The organism is Cohnella zeiphila (assembly GCF_014212055.1).
GTDB classification, from domain to species: domain Bacteria; phylum Bacillota; class Bacilli; order Paenibacillales; family Paenibacillaceae; genus Cohnella; species Cohnella zeiphila.
This window is the reverse complement of sequence record NZ_JACJVO010000007.1, coordinates 1-18,523: the sequence shown is the minus strand read 5'-3', so window position 1 is coordinate 18,523 and position 18,523 is coordinate 1. Positions and strand designations below refer to the sequence as shown.

Genomic DNA, 18,523 nt, shown 5'->3' with positions numbered 1-18,523 from the left:
ACAATTAGCGGCACAAATATTTCATCCCGTTAATTAATGAACTTATAACCGACGCCCCACACGGTCTTGATGTGTTGGGGTTGTTTGGCGTCCGGCTCGATCTTTCGCCGGAGGTTGGCGATATGCACGTCCATCGCCCGCTCGTTGACGAAGGAATCCGCGCCCCGTATGGCGTTCAAGAGTTCCTCGCGGCTGAATACGCGGCCCGGGTGCTTCGTGAACAGCTTCATCAGTTCATATTCGGAGAAGGTCGTCTCGATCTGTCTGCCATCCAAGACGATCGTCCGCCGTTCCAAATCCAGGCCGATTCGGCATCTTGCCGGCGCCGCCGACGGCACCGGAGGCGAATAAGCGGCGATTCGCCGCAGCATCGCCATGATTCGAACTTTCAGCTCCTGCACGCTGTAGGGCTTCGTCAGGTAATCGTCCGCTCCGCACATGATGGCTCGAATCCGGTCCGCGACGGCAGTCTTCATCGAGGTAACGATGATCGGAACCGGAGATTTTTCCCGAAAAAAACGGCATACTTCCGCGCCTTCCGCGTCGGGCAGCATCAAATCCAGAACGATGGCATCGGGGTCGAAGCGCCGCAGCGCGTCGTATCCGTCTTTCGCCGTCTCGACGCGCCGAACGTCGAACTGCTCCTCCGACAAATAGAGGGTCAGCATCTCGCCAAGCAGCGAATCATCTTCTACGACCAAAATCTTTGTCAACCCTTATCTCCACCTATGTCTGATTTGTTAGTGTTGCTCATACTTTGCTCGTACTTTCGTTCCATCCCGCCGATGGCGGCCAGCAGCAGGCCAAGCCGGTCTTCGAACAGGCCGAGATGCTCCGCTGCGTCCCGTCCGTCAAGTCCCAGTTCCCGCTCCAGCCGCGACGCGGCCTCAAATAAGGCATCCGCCGCCAGATGGGCGGCCGAGCCGCGGAGCGTATGCAGCTTGCGCCGCGCTTCGCGCCGGCGGCCAAGGCGAATATCTTCCCTTAGCACGCTGCAGATGTCGGCATAGTTCTCCCGGAATTTCCGCAGCAGATGCAAAAGCAACTCTTCTTTGCCGCCCAGCCGGTCCAGCGCCGCCGGCACGTTCAATTCCGGCCGCTCTCTCAGCCAACTCTTCTCGGGGCGAACGCGGCGATCCCGATCGAGGACCGCGTCCGGCAGCAGCCGTCCGATCGCTTCCCGCAGCCGCTCCGGCTCGACCGGCTTCAGGAGCACGTCCTGAACGCCTTCTTCGCGCACAGAGGCGCGATCCGCCGTCGCGTCCGCGGTCAGCAGCGCGATCGGCAACTTCCGGGCATGCGGCATCCGCCGAATGCGTCGGACCGCTTCGAGCCCGTCCATCTCCGGCATGTGCAAATCCATGACGATCAGGTCGAACTTCTCCGAGCTCTGCGTATCTTCGAGCAGACGAATCGCGAGCGTTGCGCTCTCGGCAGTCGTTACCGCGCAGCCGAGATTCTTCAGCATCCGGGCTTCGACGATCCGGCTAATCTCGTGATCGTCCACCAGCAGCACGCGGGCGGCAGCCCCCCGCTTCGGACTCGGTCCGCGGGAAGCAGGGAAGGGGCCCGTCTCCGGAGCAAGCTCCTCCAAGATGCGGTACCAGGTCCGAGGGTCCGGCGGCCAAGCCAAAAGCGCTTCCGGAACGGCTCCTTCTTGCAGCTGCGGCGGCTCCACTCCGCCCGAAGGGACGACAACCAGCATTTTTACGTTTCGCCGGCCGCATTCACGCTTCCATCCCCGCCAATCCTCCCGCGTCCATGCGTTGGGTGAACGCGCGTCCACAATAAGGAAATGAAAAGGACCTCGCTCCCAAGCGGCCAGCGCGCGTTCGCACGTCGGAGAGGCCGCGGCATGGCAGAAGGAACCGAGAGCGGCCACGAGGGAACGGGACGATTCGCTGCTTCCGAGAACCATGGCGCGGCAAGCGAGATGCGGGACGGAGGAAGGCAGCTCGGGAACGGGGAAAAGCGGCAGTCGAAACCGGAACAACGAGCCGCTTCCGAGCCGGCTCTCCGCATCCAGGCTTCCGCCCATCCGTTCCGCCAGTATCTTGGCGTTGACGAGGCCCAGCCCCGTACCGCCGCGGCCGCTCCAGCCGGCTCCGTCCGCTTGCTGGAACGGCTGAAACAGTCTTGCGAGCAGAGCGTCCGGCATCCCGGTCCCGGTATCGCGCACCGAGAAGCGGATGAACGCTCCATTGTCGTGATCTCCCTCCTTTTCGACGGTCAACTCGATAGCGCCCCGATCGGTATGCTGCGCCGCGTTGCTGAGCAGGTTGCCGAGCACCTGTTCGACTCGCTGCGGATCGCCGACGATTCGGGCCGGCAGATCCGGATCGATCCGGACGACTCGCCGCACCGGCTTGTTGCCGATCAGCGATTGAAGCGTCCTGCTGCAGCGGCGGATCGAATCTTCGAGCCGAAAGCAAGCCGTCTCCAAAGCGAAGCTGCCGGCATCGAATTTGGCAAAATCCAGGAAGTCGTCCAACGTCCGCATCAAGCTCTTCGCCGATATGTCGATCTGCTCCAGCCATTCCCCGGACGCGCCGGTTCCTTCCGAATGGCCGTGCTGCCGGATGACGCTGACGATCGCCTGGAGAGGCGTGCGGATCTCATGGCTGATTCGAGCCAGGAACAGCGCCCGTTCCCGGCCGAGTCTTTCGGCCTCCCGCTTCGTCTCTTCATACTTCGACTTCAATTGCCGGACTTCGGAGACGTCCCGGGCCAAAGCCGAGTAGTAGGGAAGGTCGCGTTTGTTCTTCGGCATCCGGACGACGACGGACAACGCGATCGTTCTTGCCGATCCGTCCGCTTCCGCGGCCTGCAGCTGCATTTCCTCCGTCGTCGATCCGACCTGCCGGAGGGAATCGAGGATCTCTTCCAGCCTCGCTTCGGACTCCGGCGTCAGCAAATCGAACCAGCGGTAACCGGTCGGATTGTCGGGAAGGCCCAACAGACGGATCGCGGAAGGATTCGCGTAACGGATGTCGCCGCTGCGTCCGAAAGAGACGAGCGCGTCCCGGGAAGATTCCAGGATTCCTCTGAAGAAAAGATCATTTTCAACCCCGCCATCCGGGCCCCGGCTTCGCGCTTTGGCCGAGCCGAGCAGCAGGAAGAAGGCGGCGAAGGCGGCCAAGGCCGAAATGGCAAGCGAGACGGCGCCGGCTTCGAGCGCGGCGCCGCCGCCGATCCGGACGGGCCAGCCGAGGACGAGGCTGAGCGAGAACAACGCAGACGATAACAAAGGAAGAAGCGCCGCCATCATTGTAAATCGTTGCGTACGATTCATGCAAACCTCCGTTAGAGTATGAGCGAATCTAACAATTGCCTAACAACCAATAAGCAACAATATTAATGACTCCTCTATATGATAATGGATGCAACCGTTTTGTGAAGTGGATGAAATAGGTATTCCCAGGTCCGGAGATCTCGGGCAAGCGGCCGAGGGTGCAAACGAATACATAAACGCGAGGAGACACAAGGTCGGCGCGGCTTTTTCGCGCCACGGCGAAGCGCTGCGAAGAATAGGGCGGAATGCGTCCGGCAAATCGCCGGTACGGAGATGACGGGGATCGACGCCGAAACGTATCAGCTTATATTCAAGGGGAGGCAATTTTCAGATGAGAATGTTGAACAGCTTTATCCAGACCGACGGCGTACAGGTTCAGCACCAGCAGCTTAGCCAACAGACTTTCCTGGGTCCGATCTTCCAATCTTTCGCCAAGCGCCACGGCTTGACGCCGAGGGAGACGCAGGTGCTTCGGCTGCTCGTCATCGGCGGGCTTCGGAACGACGAACTGGCGAAGGAGCTTCACATCTCTCCGAAGACGCTCAAGAACCACCTGGCATGCATGATGAAAAAAACGAACACGGGTTCTTCCCGCACGCTTCAGGCGATGTTTTTCAACCATACGATCAAAATGCTGCTTCCCTCCGTGTAGGAGGGAAGCTTTTCTAATCATGGAAGCTATGCCCGGCTTTGCGGGGATATCTTGTCGTTCGCCTCGTCGGCCTGTCTGAGGGAGTCGACCGCGGACAGCGGAAGCCGGACCGTAAACGTCGTTCCTTCCACTGGCCTGCTCTCCACGTCAATGGCTCCGCCGTGCAGATCGACGATCTTCTTGACGATGGAGAGACCGAGTCCGCTTCCGCCCAAGGATCGGTTGCGGGCTTTGTCGGCCTTGAAAAAGCGCTCGAACAGATGGGGGATATCGGCTTCCGCGATCCCGACTCCGGTGTCCGCGAACGTCGCCGTCGCTTGGTCTCCGCGAATGCCGAGCCCGACCGTAAGCGTTCCGCCCTCCGGCGTAAATTTGATGGCGTTATGCAGCAAATTGCGCCACACCTGGTTCAGCAGTTCTTCGTCGGCTTCCAGCGTTACCTCGTCCAGCCGGATATCCATCTCCAGCCGCTTGTCGACCCAGAGCGGTTCGCAGCTAAGCACGGCTTGGCGGATCTGGCGGTCCAGCCGGAACGTTCGTAGCCGAAACGGTTGATTGCGGGACTCGAGCGTCGACAGGCGAATGAGGTTGTCGCTCATCCGGGACATCCGCTCGCTCTCCGTTTCGATGATTTTCAGATAATGATCTCGCGTGTTCGGATCCATGCCGTCCTGGCGGAGCGCCTGGGCGAACCCTTTGATCGCGGTCAGCGGAGACTGAATCTCATGGGACACGTTGGAGATGAACTCCTGCCTCATCTGCTCCATCTGCCCGAGCTCCGACGCCATCCGGTTCAGATTGTCGACCAGAACCGTCAGTTCGCCCGCATATTTGGGGTGAGCCTCCAGGTTGATGTTGAAGTCGCCCTTCGACATTCGCTGCATCGCGTCGACCATCGCGGTGAAGGCGTTGGCCGCCCGCTGCTCCGGCTTGACGATCCAGCGCACGACCGTCATCGAGAAGCCGAACAGGAAAAGCGCCAGCACCAGCGCCAAATAGTCGCGAAGCGTAGGATGCAGCTGTCCGTAGGGCCAGTAGGGGCCGAAGAACACGGTGATATAATGGCCGGCCGTCCAGCAAAGGGTAAAAAACAGAAAGAAGGCCGATACGCCGAATAAGACGTGGTACCACCTGGGCTGACCGCCCGAATAGCGGTGCGGCTTGCTTTTGTCCGGCTGACGGTCGTTCTGCATACACTCGCGATGAGCATGCCGCTGGGCGAGCATCCGCTCCCGCATCTCCAATTGAGCCCTGCGCCGGGCCAGCTGGCGGAGCTGCTGCTGCTCTCTGCGCTCGCGTCTCATCTCCCAGTGAGCCCGATGCCGTTCGTCCAGGCTTTGCCGGCCAGCCGTCGTCCGTCCGTCGCGCTGTCCATACCAGGAACTTTCATTTACCCGATCGGATCGCTCTCGTTCCGATCGCGCGCCGCGCGGTTCTTCGCCCGGCCGTCCGTCGCGCTCGTCCCGGCTCACGCGATCACCTCCAGCCGGTAGCCGAGTCCGCGGATCGTCGTAATGCGAAAACCGTGCTTCTCCTCGGGGAACCGTTCGCGAAGGCGCTTGATGTGCACGTCGACCGTCCGTTCGTCTCCTTCGTAATCGTAGCCCCAGATCTGCTCGATCAGCTGCTCCCGCGAGAACGTCTTGCCCGGATAGCTGGCCAGCTTGTAAAGAAGTTCGAATTCCTTGAGCGGCAGCGTGTGCGACTCGGCGCCGATCGTCAGCTCGAACGTCTTCCGGTTCAGATGCACCCGGCCGACCTGGACCTCTTGGGCGATCGCGATTTTGTAGCGCTTCAGCAGCGCTTTGACTCTCATGACGAGTTCGACCGGCTCGAACGGCTTGACCAAATAGTCGTCGGTTCCGAGCTGGAAGCCTTTGACCTTCTGATCCGTCTCGCCCTTCGCCGTCAGCATCAAGAGCGGCATCTCATAATGTTCCCTCAGCTGGGAGCACAACTCCCAGCCGTCCATGTTCGGCATCATCACGTCCAGGACGACGAGATCGACCTGGACGGATTCCAGCAGTTTCAACGCTTCGACGCCGTCCGCCGCTTCCTGCGCTTCGAAGCCTTCGCGCTGCAGGAACAGCGCGACCAGCTCGCGAATATGCGGGTCGTCGTCGACAACAAGCACCCGGGCCATCGGGCTCCACCTCCATTATTTACAATATAACGGTTTGCCGCTCGTCTTCATAGCGCAATTGGCTGACGGCGAATTGCCGGTACAGCTCGTGGTTCTTGGCCAGCTCCTCGTGCGTTCCGATGCCGGTAACGGCTCCCTTGTCGAGGAAAACGATCTGGTCCGCGTCGACGACCGTCGAGAGCCTGTGCGCGATGACGATTGTCGTGCGGCCCTTCATCAGGTTGGCCAGCGCTTCCTGCACGGCGGCTTCCGATTGGCTGTCCAGACTTGACGTCGCTTCGTCCAGCAGGAGAATGCGAGGATCGCGGAGCAGGGCGCGGGCGATGCCGATGCGCTGGCGCTGACCGCCGGACAGCTTGAGTCCGCGCTCGCCGACCTGCGTCCCGTAGCCGTCATCGAACGAGAGAATGAACGATTCGGCGTTCGCCATGGCCGCCGCCCGTGACAGCTCTTCGTCGGAGACGGGGCGATCGAGGCCGTACACGATGTTGTCGCGGATCGTGCCGGAGATGAGCGGACTTTCCTGCTGAACGTATCCGATCTGGCCGCGCCACGATGCGAGGGAGAACGCGGAGGCGTTCTCGTCGCCGTAACGAAGCGCGCCCTGGGAAGGCTCGTAATACCGCTCGAGGAGCGAGAACAGCGTCGTCTTGCCGCTGCCGCTCGGTCCGACAAGCGCGGTCACTTTGCCGCACGGCACTTCGAAGCTTACGTCCTTCAGCACGTCCGATCCCGCACCATAGCCGAAGGAGATTCGGTCAAGGCGAATCGGACGGATCTCGCCGGGCACGGCAGAGCCGGTCTCGTGATCTTCCTCCGGCGCCGCCAGCGTCTCGACGATGCGCCCGGTCGCGCCGACCGCTTTCTGGAATTGCGTGAAGAACTGCGTCAATTGGGTCAGCGGCGCGATCAGCTGCATCAGATACAGCACGAAGGCGACCAGGCCGCCGGTCGTCATGGCGCCGGAGGATACCCGCATGCCGCCGTATCCGACGACGACGGCCAGCAGCATCATGATGACGATCGTCATCAGCGGCGTGACGAACGCTTGAACGCGACCCTCCTTGATGCCAAGCTTCAGGAGCCGGAACATACCCTCGCGGCCGTGCTCGTATTCCAGCGGCTCGGCGCCGGACGATTTGACGAGACGGTTCTCGGACAGCACCTGCGACAAGGTCGCGGTCCAGCCGGCGGTCTCGTCCTGCGTGCTGCGGGAGATGCGGCTCATCTGCATGCCCATCGGAACCATGACGGCCACCGCGAGCGGGACGGCGACGAGCAGCACCGAGGTCATCCGCCAATCGAGCGCGAACAGCAGGATGAGGGAGCCGACGATCGAGAGCGAACCGGAGACGAGGGTGGACAGATGCTCGCTGATCAAGTTTTTGACGATGCCCGTGTCGTTCGTCATCCGGCTGACCAGCTCCGCCGATTTGACGCGGTCGTAATGGGCGACGGGGAGGACGAGCATCTTTTTCCACAGCCGGTCGCGCAGCCGGTACAGCACTTGCTGGCCGATGCGGTTCAGCAGGAAGATCGACAGCCCGGAGGCGGCGGCCGAGGCCAGAAACAGGCAGGCGATCAGAGCGATCTGGCCGGCATGAAGCGAAGAGAGCGAGAAGCCGTCGACGAGGCTGCGCGTCACCTGCGGAACGATCAGCCCGCCGGCCGCCGTCAGCACGCTGAGCCCAAGGGCGAGCGATAGCAGACCGGTCGACGGCCTCGCCGATCGGATCAGCCCGAGGAACGGGCGCCAGCTTCCCGGCTTGCCGGACGGGCTCTCCGGTTTATTGGGGATGGTTGTCATGGCGGTGGTCGAATTCATGGAACTCCCTCTTTCTGTCTTTTGCGTTCTGTATCTGAACCTTATGATGAATTTCGTTTGTGAACTGAATATGAATTGCGTTGTGATACAATAGGAAAAGAAAGGAGAGCTTCCTGTGAACGTGAGCGTAACCCGGGTCCGGGGGCGTTTCGCGCCGACCCCGTCGGGCCGGCTGCACCTGGGCAACGCGCTGTCGGCCTTGCTCGCCTGGCTGCAAATTCGCGCGGAAAGCGGGGAGATGATCCTTCGCCTCGAGGATTTGGACCGAGCCCGCTGCAAGCCAGCCTACGCCGCGCAGCTGCTGGAAGACATGCGCTGGCTCGGCCTGGACTGGGAGGAAGGCCCGGATGCCGGCGGTCCTTGGGCGCCTTACGAGCAAAGCCTTCGCTCGGAGCGTTACGAGGAGGCGCTGGGCATTTTGAAGCGGGAAGGGCATCTGTACGAATGCTTCTGCAGCCGCGCCGACCTGCTGTCGGCGGCGAGCGCTCCGCACGGCCTGGCCTCGGAAGGCGCGGGCTGCGCGGGCGAGTGCAGGCGTTTGACGGAGGCGCAAAAGGCGGAGCGTGCGGCGAAGAAGAGCCCGGCGCTGCGCTTCGCGATGCCGGATCGCGCCTTTCCGTTCGCCGACGGAATCGCCGGGACGGTCGTCTTCCCGGCGGGCGCCGGGGGCGACTTCGTCGTCAGGCGCGCGGACGGCGTGATCGGCTACCAGCTCGCGGTCGTCGTCGACGACATTGCCATGCGCGTTACCGACGTGCTGCGCGGCTGGGACCTGCTCGATTCGACGCCCCGGCAGCTCGCGCTGTACGAGGCGCTCGGCGCCGCGCCGCCGCGCTTCGCGCACGGTCCGCTGCTGCTCGGTCCGGACGGCTCCCGCCTGTCGAAGCGGCACGGCTCGGTGTCGCTGGCCGAGCTTCGCGAACAAGGCCTCCCGGCGGAGAGAATCGTCGGCTGGCTGGCGGCGGCGTCCGGACTGATCGAAATCGCGACAGACGCTTCGCCGCGGGAACTCGTCGCCGTCTGGCGTCCGGAACGCGTGAAGAGGGAAGCGGTCCGGCTGAACGAAGATTGGCTTGCGGCGCTGATGCCCGATTGACCTGAAGAGATAGATTGCAGCGACAGAGAAAAAGGAGATTGGCAGGATGGAAAGCTGGAACGATCCGAGATTGACGAAGCAAATGGCGTTTTTGGTCGAAGCGGACAAGCTGAAGAACGTGCTGCGGCGCACGCTGCTGACCGACGGCAGCCGGAGGGAGAATTCCGCGGAGCATTCCTGGCATATCGGCCTGCTCGCGCTGACGCTTCACGAATACGCGGCCGAACCGAAGCCGGACCTTGGACACGCGATCCGCCTGCTGCTCGTGCACGACCTGGTCGAGATCGACGCAGGGGATACGTTCGCCTACGACGAGCAGGGATACTCCGACAAAGAAGAACGGGAAAAGGCGGCGGCGCGGCGGATTTTCGGCCTGCTTCCGGACGACCAGACGGACAGCTACCTGGCGCTGTGGCGCGAATTCGAGGAAGGGCGGACGCCGGAAGCGCTGTTCGCGAACGCCGTCGACCGCTTGCATCCGCTGCTGAACAACTTCGCGACCGAAGGCTACAGTTGGAAGCAGAACGGCGTCCTTCGCTCGCAGGTGCGGGCGAGAATGCAGCCGATCCGGGACGCGGCGCCGAAGCTGGCGGCATTCGTGGACGAGCTGCTGCAGCGGGCCGTCGACCGGGGCTTCCTGGCGGATCGGCCGCAACCGGAAGGAGGATAAGATCATGCCGTATATCATCGGCGAGAAAATCATGCTGCGAGAGTACCGGCTCGAGGATCTCGTGCCGATCCGCGCCTGGGTGAACGATCCGGAAGTGGTCGAGTCGCTGTCGGACATTTTCCTTTATCCCCAGACGCTGGAGTCGACGGAATCTTACTTGCGCATGATGATGGAGCCGCGTCCGGACTGCCGGGGTTTCATTATCGCCGACGCGCAGACGCAGCTGTACATCGGCCAGATCAACCTCGACGCCATCGATTGGAAAAACCGCGTCGGCCGCATCGGCATCGTCATCGGGTCGCCGGAACGGTTCGGTCGCGGATACGGCACCGAAGCGATGCGGCTGCTTGTCCGTTTCGCCTTCGAGCAGATGGGGCTGAACCGGCTGGAGCTGGACGTGTACGATTTCAACGAGCGGGCGCTCCGCTGCTACCGGTCGTGCGGCTTCCGCGAGGAAGGCAGGCTGCGGCAGAAGCTGTTCAAGAACGGCCATTACGTCGACATTATCCCGATGGGGCTGCTTCGCTCGGAGTGGCTGGAGCATCAAGCCGCATCGGAAGGCTAAAGACGATTTGGGTTCCGTTGCTTCCGCGAGTTCAGGCGCGGGGGTGATTCGGCCTGTTCATTTTGCTATGAATCTAGCAACCGGATCGCTGCGAGAGACGTTATTCATTAGGAGAGTTCAGAAGCACCATGGGGAGAGGGGAAATTCGATTGCATTCACGTTGGGGAAAAACGGGGCTGGCCTTCCTGCTGGCCGGCTCGCTATGGGCGGGCGCGTTCTCGGGGTCACCGGCCGCAAGTGCGGCTCAAACTGCGACAGGCGGGGCGATCCCGATCGTGCTGGACGGCTTCCCGCTGCCGTTCGATTCGGCGCCGCGCATCGACAAAGGGGTGACGCTCGTTCCGTTCCGCACGATTGCGGAAGCGCTCGGCATCGTCGTCGAATGGAACGCTGCGGCCAAGACCATTCACGCGACGGGAACGAACGTCTCGGGACAGAAGACGGACGTGCTGCTGACGGTCGGCCGGAAGACGGCTCAGGTGAACGGAGCGGCCGTGACGCTTGACGCCGCGCCCGTCGTTCAGGCGAGCCGGATCCTGATTCCGCTGGCGTTCTTCGGCCGTTCCTTCGGCGCCCAAGTCGCCTGGAACGCGCAGGCGCACAGCGTCGAGATCCGTTCGCCCCAAAAGAAGATGAGGCTGCTCGGCTTCTATGCGATCAGCTCTTACGACCAGATCGGGCGGGTCGCCGCCCTGAATTCGGTCGCGTTCGGCTGGAGCCGAATCGGCCTTGACGGAAAGTTCACGCTCGCCGGCGACGAATACAAATGGCCGAAGCCGGCGGGCGAAGTGACGCCGGAGTCGATCGTTCAGGCGACGAACAGCCAGCCGGCGGATTCCTATCTGGTCGTCTATTCGGTCGACGGCCACGGAGAGCTGACCAACATGCTGTCGAATTCCGCGCTGGCGGACGACTCGATCGAACAGATCGTATCGGTCGCCAAGGACAAAGGGTTCGGAGGCGTCATGCTCGATTACGAGGGGCTCGGCCTGAAGGACGATCCGGCAACGGCCCGGAAGCTGCTGAACGATTACGTCGGGAAGCTGTCCAAGAAGCTGAAGGAAGGCGGCCTGAAGCTCGGCCTCGCCCTGCAGCCGCCGAACGGAGCGTTCAAGGGCTACGATTACGGAACGCTGGGCAAGCTGGCGGATGAGATCGTACTGATGGCGTACGAGTATCATGCCGACAAAACGCCGGAGCCGATGGATCGCGTCAACGAAGCGGTGGAGCTCAGCTTGAAGGCGGGCATCGCCAAAAGCAAGCTGCTGCTAGGCGTAAACATGGACCACGAGAACGAGGCGTCGATCGGCGATAAGCTGGGCTTGGCCAAGCGGTACGGACTGTCGGGGGTATCCTTCTGGCGGCTCGGCATTCTGACGCCGGCCGAGGTCAAGGCGATCGACGCTTCGGTGGTCAAAGATTGATGGAGGAAGCGCTGAAGCCCTTTCTCGAAGGCGATTCCTGGGAGATCGAGCGCGGGGAAGCGGGCTGGAACAATACGACGCGGTTCGTCACCGCCCGCGGACGGAAATACGTGCTGCGAATCTACGAGACGCATCGCGACGAGAAAAAGGTTCGCTTCGAGCACGAGGTGCTGCTGGCGCTGGCCGCGAGCCGTCTGCCGTTCGCGATTCCCGAGCCGGTCCGAGCCAAGGACGGCCGCACGTTCGCGCGGATACCGGAGCAGGGAGGAAAGCTGGTCTGCCTGTTCGCCTACGCGGAAGGAGTCCGTCCGGACAGCTCCGCGCCGGGCACGGCCCGCGCCGTCGGGGAAGCGGTCGGTGCGCTGTCGCGGGCGCTGGCGTCTTTACGCCCCGCTCTGGCTCCAGCCTATCCTCCCTATTACGAGATGGACGCCGCGCATGCGTCCTGCCCGGCCGAGCGGATCGCCTCGTTCTGCGAGACGCCTCCGCTTCCGTTCCGGCCGCTTCAGTTGGAATTGAAGCGGCTGCTGGAAGAGCTGGAGCCATTCCGCTCGGCCTTGCCGGCGCTTCGCGGGCTGCCGCACCAACTCGTGCACGGAGACATCAACGACTCGAACCTGCTGGCGTTCGCGGATGAACCGGACCGGATCGCGGCGGTGCTCGACTTTGAATTTTGCACCCGCGACTTGCGGGCGATGGAGCCGGCCGTCGTGGTATCGGGCCTTCTGGACGCGGACGGGGCGGCGGAAGCCGTTCCGGCTTTTCTGGAAGGCTATGCCCGGCGTATCCGCTTGACCGCCGCCGAAGCAGACGCGATTCCGCGCCTCGTCCGGCTGCGCAAGCTGGACGTATTCGTCCATTTTCTCGGGCGATACCTGGACGGCGTGGATGGCGACGAGGTGCTGCGGGAGCAGATTGCCGCCGCTGCCGGCGGTCTGGCGCAGCTGGATCTGTACGGCCGGGATCTCGGCCTTTGGTGCGAGAGATGGCTCAGGCCCGTCTAATCGATTCCGAAAGGGTGATGCGAGATGGAGATCGAAGAAAGCGCCCGTTCCCTGTCGACGGAGCTCGGTTTAAGGGCGCGCGAGAGAATCCGGTCGATTTGCGCGGATTATCCGGAAGTGCGGGAGAAGGTGGACGGCCACGGCCATACGATCTATCAGGTTCTGGACAAGTCGTTCGTCCGGATCGGGGAGAAGGCGGATGGAGGGTGCGCCGTCGCGTTGAAGGTGTCCCGTCCTACCCAGGAACTGCTGCTGGCCGAGGCGGGGACGCCTTTCTTCAAAACGCCCTATATCGGCCATCAAGGCTGGGTTTCCTTCCCGGCGGAGATAGAGTCCGCGTGGAAGGAAGCCTTGGCGCTGACGCGGGAAGGCTACTGCCTGGCTGCGCCGAAGCGGCTTGCGGCGAAGGTTCAATCCGCCGCCCGTTGACGGTCGATCGCTTCTTCCATCGTTTTGTCCGTCAGGTGGGCGTAGATTTGGGTCGTCTCGGGAGAGGCGTGCCCGAGCTGCTCCTGGGTTTTGTACAAGTCGTTCCGCAAGTAATAGTCGGTCGCGAACGAATGCCGCAGCTTGTGAACGGACAAGTACGGCTTGCCGAACCGCTTGGCGTACTTGATCACCATCTCCTGGATGGCGCGCTTGGTCATCCGCGAGCCTTCTTTCTTGCCGTTGGCGACGGCGAGGAAGAGGGCTTTCTCTCGTTTGGGCGCCTTATAACGCAAATCCCGCTGCCTCAGGTACTCCTCGAGATCGGTCACCGCTTCGAGCCGGAAGAAGACGGGGGTCTTGAACGTGTCGTCGTTTTTCCCCTTGCGATACACGTGCGTCAACTTGCGCTTCAGGTCCAGATCGTCCACGTTCAGGTTGACGACCTCCGACACCCGCAGGCCGGAGTGGAGAATGAGGCTGACGATGCAGGCGTCGCGGACCCGGTTCAGCTCGTGGGCGTGCAGCGCCTGCTTGTTCCCCGCGACATCCTGGGCGTAATCGCTCTTGATGTAGCGGATGAACTCGCCGATTTCCTCCTCCTGCAGAAGCTTGCCTTCCAGCTTGGCGGCCGTGTCCTTCGGCTTGTGCGTCCGCTTGATCGACACTTTGGCCATGACGTTCCGCTTCAGAAGCGGATAGAGATCCTCGTCTTCGGCGATCTGGCTCAAGTAATGAAAGAGCGAGCGCAGCGAGCTCAGCTTGCGCGAGATCGTCGTGCGGGTGTTGGCGTGCTCCTTCCTTGATGCGAGGAACATGCGGTATCCGTCGATGCTGTCCATTCGCAGCCGTTCCAGATCGGCCAGCGGAATGTCGGTCATCTTCCCGGCATCGGTCAGACCCTCGGCCATCAGCCATGAGAAGAAAGTCTCGTAATCCCTTACATATTCGAGCAGAGACGAAGGGGAGAGGTCCGGCAGCTTATAGCTCACGAACTTGTCGACGTACCAAGGCATTCCGGGAACCCGCCGTTCCAGCTCTTCGCGGTCTTTGATCTTCTGGACGTTCAATGGTCTTCCTCCTCGCGGCAGGTCTTGTCCGTACGTTGATCTTGCGCTCCCATTAGTATAACATGGCAGCAGAAGCTTCGCGAAGATTGCAGACAATCTGTTTTATGGCCTAAATGTTTTATGGCATTAACAAAAAATGGCCCATGAAAACCTCCGAAGGAGATGAATAAAGCGTGGCGATTGTTCAAGCAACGATCATCCCGGTAGGGACGGGAGATACGAGCGTCAGCGAATATGTTGCGGCTATTCAGGACGTGTTGTCGTCGGCGCCGGAACCGGTCAAGCACCAGATGACGCCGATGAGCACGATTATAGAGGGAGAGCTCGACGACGTGCTGGCCGTCATCCGCCGGATGCACGAAGTTCCGTTTCAAAAAGGAGTCCGGCGCGTCTCGACGTCGATCACGATCGACGACCGCCGGGACAAACCGTCCACCATGGAACAAAAAATGCGCTCGGTGGAGGACAAACGGCAAATGGATCGACACCGGTAGAGGCTAACGCCTTTTTTTCGCGTTCTCGCGCTTCTATAAAGCTGTTTTTCGAGGGGCCCTATTCGGCCCTTTTTTTTGCTTGTAACCGAGAGACCGCATCCGGATTGCGTTTCTCCGAGCCTGCCTCTTATTCTTTTAATTTTTACGAAATAGGGCCAAGGACTCATGAACAATTATTTCGGATCAACTTGATTGACATTCACAATATATTGATTTAGATTAGATTATGCACTCTAGATCTAGTTGGAAACGGGCGGAAAGCCCGCTGCAAATAGGCAACTCTGGCGGGAGAACCTCTTACTATCGGGGTTCTCCCGCCGCCGCCGCGGCTGCATCATTGCGCTCATAAAGAGAGAGGAGACGGGCCCTGTGCTGATCGCCTACGATTCCAAAACCGGCAACGTAAAGAGATTTATCCGCAAGCTGGACCTTCCGTCCATCCAAATCGAAGAGTCGACGAAAATCGAAGAACCGTTCGTGCTGGTCACGTACACGACGGGCTTCGGCCAACCGCCTGCGAAGGTGCTTTCGTTCCTTCGGCATAACCACGAACGGCTGATGGGCGTCTCGGCCAGCGGCAACCGCAACTGGGGAGACCGGTTTGCGGTCAGCGCGGATCATATCGCCCACATGTACGGCGTTCCGGTCATCAGCAAGTTCGAGCTGTCCGGCACGACCAAAGACGTAGAAACATTCAAGAGAGAGGTGAGCGCAGTTGCGTCATATTGAACTCAATAACTTGCTGATGCAGCGCGACGAAGAAGGATTTTTTCAACTGGACAAAGACCGGGAGGCCGTCGAAGCCTTCATGGCCGAAGTGGAGCGCAAGAGCCTGAAATTCGGTTCCACCGCCGAGAAGGTTCGCTACATGATCGACGGGGATTTCTACGAGAACGTCTACGAAAAATATACGGCGGATGAAGTCGATCGGGTCTACGCGCAGGCGCACGCCTACGATTTCCGCTTTCAATCTTATATGGCCGCCTCGAAGTTCTACACCGACTACGCGGTGAAGAGCAACGACAAGTCTCTCTACCTGGAGCATTACCCGGACCGCGTCTCGATCGTGGCGCTGCACCTGGGCCGCGGCAGCGTCGATACCGCTCTCAAGCTGACGTCCGCGATGATGGAGCAGCGCGTGCAGCCGGCGACGCCTACCTTCCTTAATGCCGGCAAGAGCCGCCGCGGCGAACTGGTCTCCTGCTTCCTGCTCGAGATGGACGATGCGCTGAATTCGATCAACTACGTGCTCGGCACTTGCATGCAGCTGTCGAAAATCGGAGGCGGCGTGGCCGTCAACCTGTCCAAGCTGCGCGGGCGCGGCGAGCCGATCAAAGGAGTCGAAGGCGCTGCCAAAGGCATCATGCCGGTGCTGAAGCTGATGGAGGACGCGTTCTCGTACGCCGACCAGATGGGCCAGCGCAAAGGCTCCGGGGCGGGCTACTACAACATTTTCGGCTGGGACGTCATGGAGTTCCTGGACAGCAAGAAGATCAACGCCGACGAGAAGACGCGCCTCAAGACGCTGTCGATCGGCCTCATCGTGCCGAACAAGTTCTATCAATTGGCGGCAGAGAACAAGCCGCTGCACGTGTTCGGCCCTCATTCGGTACATAAAGCGTACGGCGTCCACCTGGACGACATGGATCTGGACGAGATGTACGACACGCTGCTCGCCGACGGCCGCGTGAAGAAAAAAGCGGTGCTGAGCGCCCGCGACATGCTCGTCAAGATCGCCACGATCCAGCTCGAATCCGGCTACCCGTATATTATGAACCGGTCGAACGCGAACCGCGGCCACGCGCTCAAAGGGATCGGATCGATCAAGATGTCGAACCTGTGCACGGAGATTTTCCAGCTGCAGGAGACGTCCGAGATCGGCGATTACGGCCAACCCGACGTCATTCGCCGCGATATCAGCTGCAACCTGGCTTCGCTGAACATCGCCAACGTCATGGACCTTCGCAAAGTCCGCGAGTCCGTGCATGACGGCATCACGGCGCTCACCGCCGTCAGCGACATGTCGGTCGTCGCCAACGCGCCCGGCGTCGCCAAGGCGAACGCGGAGCTGCATTCGGTCGGGCTTGGTGCAATGAACCTTCACGGCTACTTGTCGAAAAACCGGATCTCTTACGAGAGCGCGGAAGCGCGCGACTTCGCCCGTACCTTTTTCATGATGATGAACTTCCATTCGATCGAGCGCAGCATGGAGATCGCCCGCGAGAAAGGGCGGACGTTCGACGGGTTCGAACGGTCGGAGTACGCCAGCGGCGCCTATTTCGAACGCTATAAGAACACCGATTACCGTCCGGTCACGGACAAGGCGAAGGAACTGTTCGCCGGCATCCCGATTCCGTCTCCGGAAGATTGGGCCGAACTGGCGGAAGCCGTTCGCACGCACGGTCTGTACCACGCGTACCGGCTGGCGATCGCGCCGACGCAAAGCATCTCCTACGTTCAGAACTCGACCGCGAGCGTGATGCCGATCGTCGAACCGATCGAGACCCGCACGTACGCCAACTCGACGACGTACTATCCGATGCCGTTTTTGAGCAAGGACAATTTCTTCTTCTACAAATCGGCGTATCAGATGGATCAATTCAAGGTCATCGATATGATCGCGGAAATTCAGGAGCACGTGGACCAAGGCATCTCGACCGTGCTGCACGTGAACAGCGACGTCACGACCCGGGAACTGGCGCGCTACTACCTGTACGCGGCCAAGAAGGGCTTGAAATCTCTCTATTATACGCGGACGAACATCCTGTCCGTCGAGAACTGCGTGAGCTGCGCGGTGTAACGGAAGCGAGAAGGCAGCGCGAGCGATTCGAAAGGGGAAAGGCCAATCATGTGCGCCATCAAGGCCGTCAACTGGAACCGTCCGGACGACGATTATACGAATATGTTCTGGAGCCAGAACTTGATGCAGTTCTGGACCGACGAGGAAATTCCGCTCTCCGACGACAAGATGTCGTGGATGGAGCTTAGCGAGGCCGAGCGTTCGCTGTACAAGAGGGTGCTCGGAGGTCTGACGCTGCTCGATACGGTGCAGGGCGGCGTCGGCATGCCGAAGATTCTGGAGCACGTGGACGGACTGCAGCGCAAGGCGGTGCTCGGCTTCATGGCGATGATGGAGCAGATCCACGCCAAGAGCTATAGCAGCATTTTCACGACGCTGGCGACGACCGAAGAGATCGACGCGGTGTTCCGGTGGGTCGAGGAGAACCGTCATCTGCAGACGAAGGCGGATACGATCTCCCAGTATTACAAGAACATCGAGACGCGCAAGGACCTGTACCTGGCGATGGCGGCGTCGGTTCTGTTGGAGAGCTATTTGTTCTACAGCGGCTTCTTCTATCCGCTCTATCTGGCGGGGCAGGGGAAGATGACGAGCAGCGGCGAGATCATCGACCTCATCCTTCGAGACGAGAGCATTCACGGCGTTTACGTCGGCATTCTCGCGCAGGAAGTATACGCCGAGCTGGAAGAAGACGAACAGAAGGCTGCCTTCGAGACCCTCCAGGGGCTGCTTCAGTTCTTGCACCAGAACGAAATGGGCTATACCGAGGAGCTTTATACCGATCTGGGGCTGACGGAAGAAGTGAAGACGTTCGTCCGTTACAACGCCAACAAGGCGATGATGAACCTGGGGCTCGAGCCGGCGTTCCCGGACGAGGACGTCAATCCGATCGTCTTCAACGGCATCAGCACCAAGACGAAGCAGCACGACTTTTTCTCCAAGAAGGGGAACGGCTATGTGCGCACGCTTCATGTCGAACCGCTGACCGACGACGATTTCATTTTTTGATCATAAGAGAAGAAGCCGACTTTAGGGTCGGCTTCAGGCTGTCGAGAAAGGTCT

General features: G+C 60.9%; 17 protein-coding genes. 11 read left to right on the top strand and 6 right to left on the bottom strand.

Features of this window, described 5'->3' with window-relative positions:
• Positions 1-29: 29 nt before the first annotated feature.
• Both H7C18_RS05165 and H7C18_RS05160 read right to left on the bottom strand, forming a co-directional pair.
• Positions 30-713 carry a response regulator transcription factor gene (locus tag H7C18_RS05165; RefSeq protein ID WP_185127957.1) on the bottom strand — a complete coding sequence of 228 codons (684 nt, stop codon included), beginning with the start codon at positions 711-713 and terminating at the stop codon, positions 30-32.
• Positions 710-3,292, bottom strand: a complete 2,583-nt coding sequence (locus H7C18_RS05160; protein WP_185127956.1) for an ATP-binding protein — start codon at positions 3,290-3,292, stop codon at positions 710-712. Before H7C18_RS05160 ends, H7C18_RS05165 begins: the two co-directional genes overlap by 4 nt.
• 298 nt (positions 3,293-3,590) lie before the next feature.
• On the opposite strand from H7C18_RS05160, the gene H7C18_RS05155 reads away from it, so the two are divergent.
• Positions 3,591-3,944: a response regulator transcription factor gene (locus H7C18_RS05155; protein WP_337913020.1), complete on the top strand. Its 354-nt coding sequence runs from the start codon at positions 3,591-3,593 to the stop codon at positions 3,942-3,944.
• 26 nt (positions 3,945-3,970) lie between these two features.
• On the opposite strand, the gene H7C18_RS35690 is transcribed toward H7C18_RS05155, so the two are convergent.
• From H7C18_RS35690 to H7C18_RS05140, 3 genes are read right to left on the bottom strand one after another with little or no spacing between them, the layout of a single operon-like run.
• Entirely contained in the window at positions 3,971-5,416 is a 1,446-nt protein-coding gene (locus H7C18_RS35690; RefSeq protein WP_337912931.1) for a HAMP domain-containing sensor histidine kinase, read from the bottom strand.
• Positions 5,413-6,087, bottom strand: a complete 675-nt coding sequence (locus H7C18_RS05145; protein ID WP_185127954.1) for a response regulator transcription factor — start codon at positions 6,085-6,087, stop codon at positions 5,413-5,415. Before H7C18_RS05145 ends, H7C18_RS35690 begins: the two co-directional genes overlap by 4 nt.
• Before the next feature lie 19 nt (positions 6,088-6,106).
• A complete protein-coding gene (locus tag H7C18_RS05140; protein WP_273385797.1) occupies positions 6,107-7,912 on the bottom strand; it encodes an ABC transporter ATP-binding protein in 1,806 nt (601 codons plus the stop codon).
• Between the two features lie 121 nt (positions 7,913-8,033).
• Between H7C18_RS05140 and gluQRS the strand changes: the two genes are divergently transcribed.
• The 6 genes from gluQRS to H7C18_RS05110 all read left to right on the top strand — a co-directional run bounded on the left by gluQRS (position 8,034) and on the right by H7C18_RS05110 (position 13,100).
• The gene (gluQRS, locus tag H7C18_RS05135) at positions 8,034-9,008 is read left to right on the top strand and encodes a tRNA glutamyl-Q(34) synthetase GluQRS (protein ID WP_185128208.1); all 975 of its coding nucleotides are present in this window, start codon (positions 8,034-8,036) and stop codon (positions 9,006-9,008) included.
• Between the two features lie 46 nt (positions 9,009-9,054).
• A complete protein-coding gene (locus H7C18_RS05130) occupies positions 9,055-9,678 on the top strand; it encodes an HD domain-containing protein (RefSeq protein ID WP_185127953.1) in 624 nt (207 codons plus the stop codon).
• Positions 9,679-9,682: 4 nt separating this feature from the next.
• The gene (locus tag H7C18_RS05125; protein WP_185127952.1) at positions 9,683-10,243 is read left to right on the top strand and encodes a GNAT family N-acetyltransferase; all 561 of its coding nucleotides are present in this window, start codon (positions 9,683-9,685) and stop codon (positions 10,241-10,243) included.
• A gap of 149 nt (positions 10,244-10,392) precedes the next feature.
• Complete coding sequence (locus H7C18_RS05120; protein ID WP_238357487.1) at positions 10,393-11,667, top strand: stalk domain-containing protein; 1,275 nt, start codon at positions 10,393-10,395, stop codon at positions 11,665-11,667.
• Positions 11,667-12,671, top strand: a complete 1,005-nt coding sequence (locus H7C18_RS05115) for a phosphotransferase (protein WP_185127950.1) — start codon at positions 11,667-11,669, stop codon at positions 12,669-12,671. Before H7C18_RS05120 ends, H7C18_RS05115 begins: the two co-directional genes overlap by 1 nt.
• 24 nt (positions 12,672-12,695) lie before the next feature.
• Positions 12,696-13,100, top strand: coding sequence for an MmcQ/YjbR family DNA-binding protein (locus tag H7C18_RS05110; protein ID WP_185127949.1), 405 nt, complete (start codon positions 12,696-12,698; stop codon positions 13,098-13,100).
• Here H7C18_RS05110 and xerS read toward each other — a convergent pair.
• Entirely contained in the window at positions 13,082-14,167 is a 1,086-nt protein-coding gene (xerS, locus tag H7C18_RS05105) for a tyrosine recombinase XerS (protein WP_185127948.1), read from the bottom strand. The two genes, H7C18_RS05110 and xerS, sit on opposite strands and share 19 nt — an antisense overlap.
• A 173-nt stretch (positions 14,168-14,340) precedes the next feature.
• On the opposite strand from xerS, the gene H7C18_RS05100 reads away from it, so the two are divergent.
• The 4 genes from H7C18_RS05100 to nrdF all read left to right on the top strand — a co-directional run bounded on the left by H7C18_RS05100 (position 14,341) and on the right by nrdF (position 18,469).
• Positions 14,341-14,661, top strand: a complete 321-nt coding sequence (locus H7C18_RS05100; RefSeq protein WP_185127947.1) for an MTH1187 family thiamine-binding protein — start codon at positions 14,341-14,343, stop codon at positions 14,659-14,661.
• A 369-nt stretch (positions 14,662-15,030) separates the two neighbouring features.
• The gene (nrdI, locus tag H7C18_RS05095) at positions 15,031-15,390 is read left to right on the top strand and encodes a class Ib ribonucleoside-diphosphate reductase assembly flavoprotein NrdI (protein ID WP_185127946.1); all 360 of its coding nucleotides are present in this window, start codon (positions 15,031-15,033) and stop codon (positions 15,388-15,390) included.
• Positions 15,377-17,461 carry a class 1b ribonucleoside-diphosphate reductase subunit alpha gene (gene nrdE, locus H7C18_RS05090; RefSeq protein ID WP_185127945.1) on the top strand — a complete coding sequence of 695 codons (2,085 nt, stop codon included), beginning with the start codon at positions 15,377-15,379 and terminating at the stop codon, positions 17,459-17,461. Before nrdI ends, nrdE begins: the two co-directional genes overlap by 14 nt.
• 48 nt (positions 17,462-17,509) lie before the next feature.
• Positions 17,510-18,469, top strand: coding sequence for a class 1b ribonucleoside-diphosphate reductase subunit beta (gene nrdF, locus H7C18_RS05085; RefSeq protein WP_185127944.1), 960 nt, complete (start codon positions 17,510-17,512; stop codon positions 18,467-18,469).
• Positions 18,470-18,523: the final 54 nt, after the last annotated feature.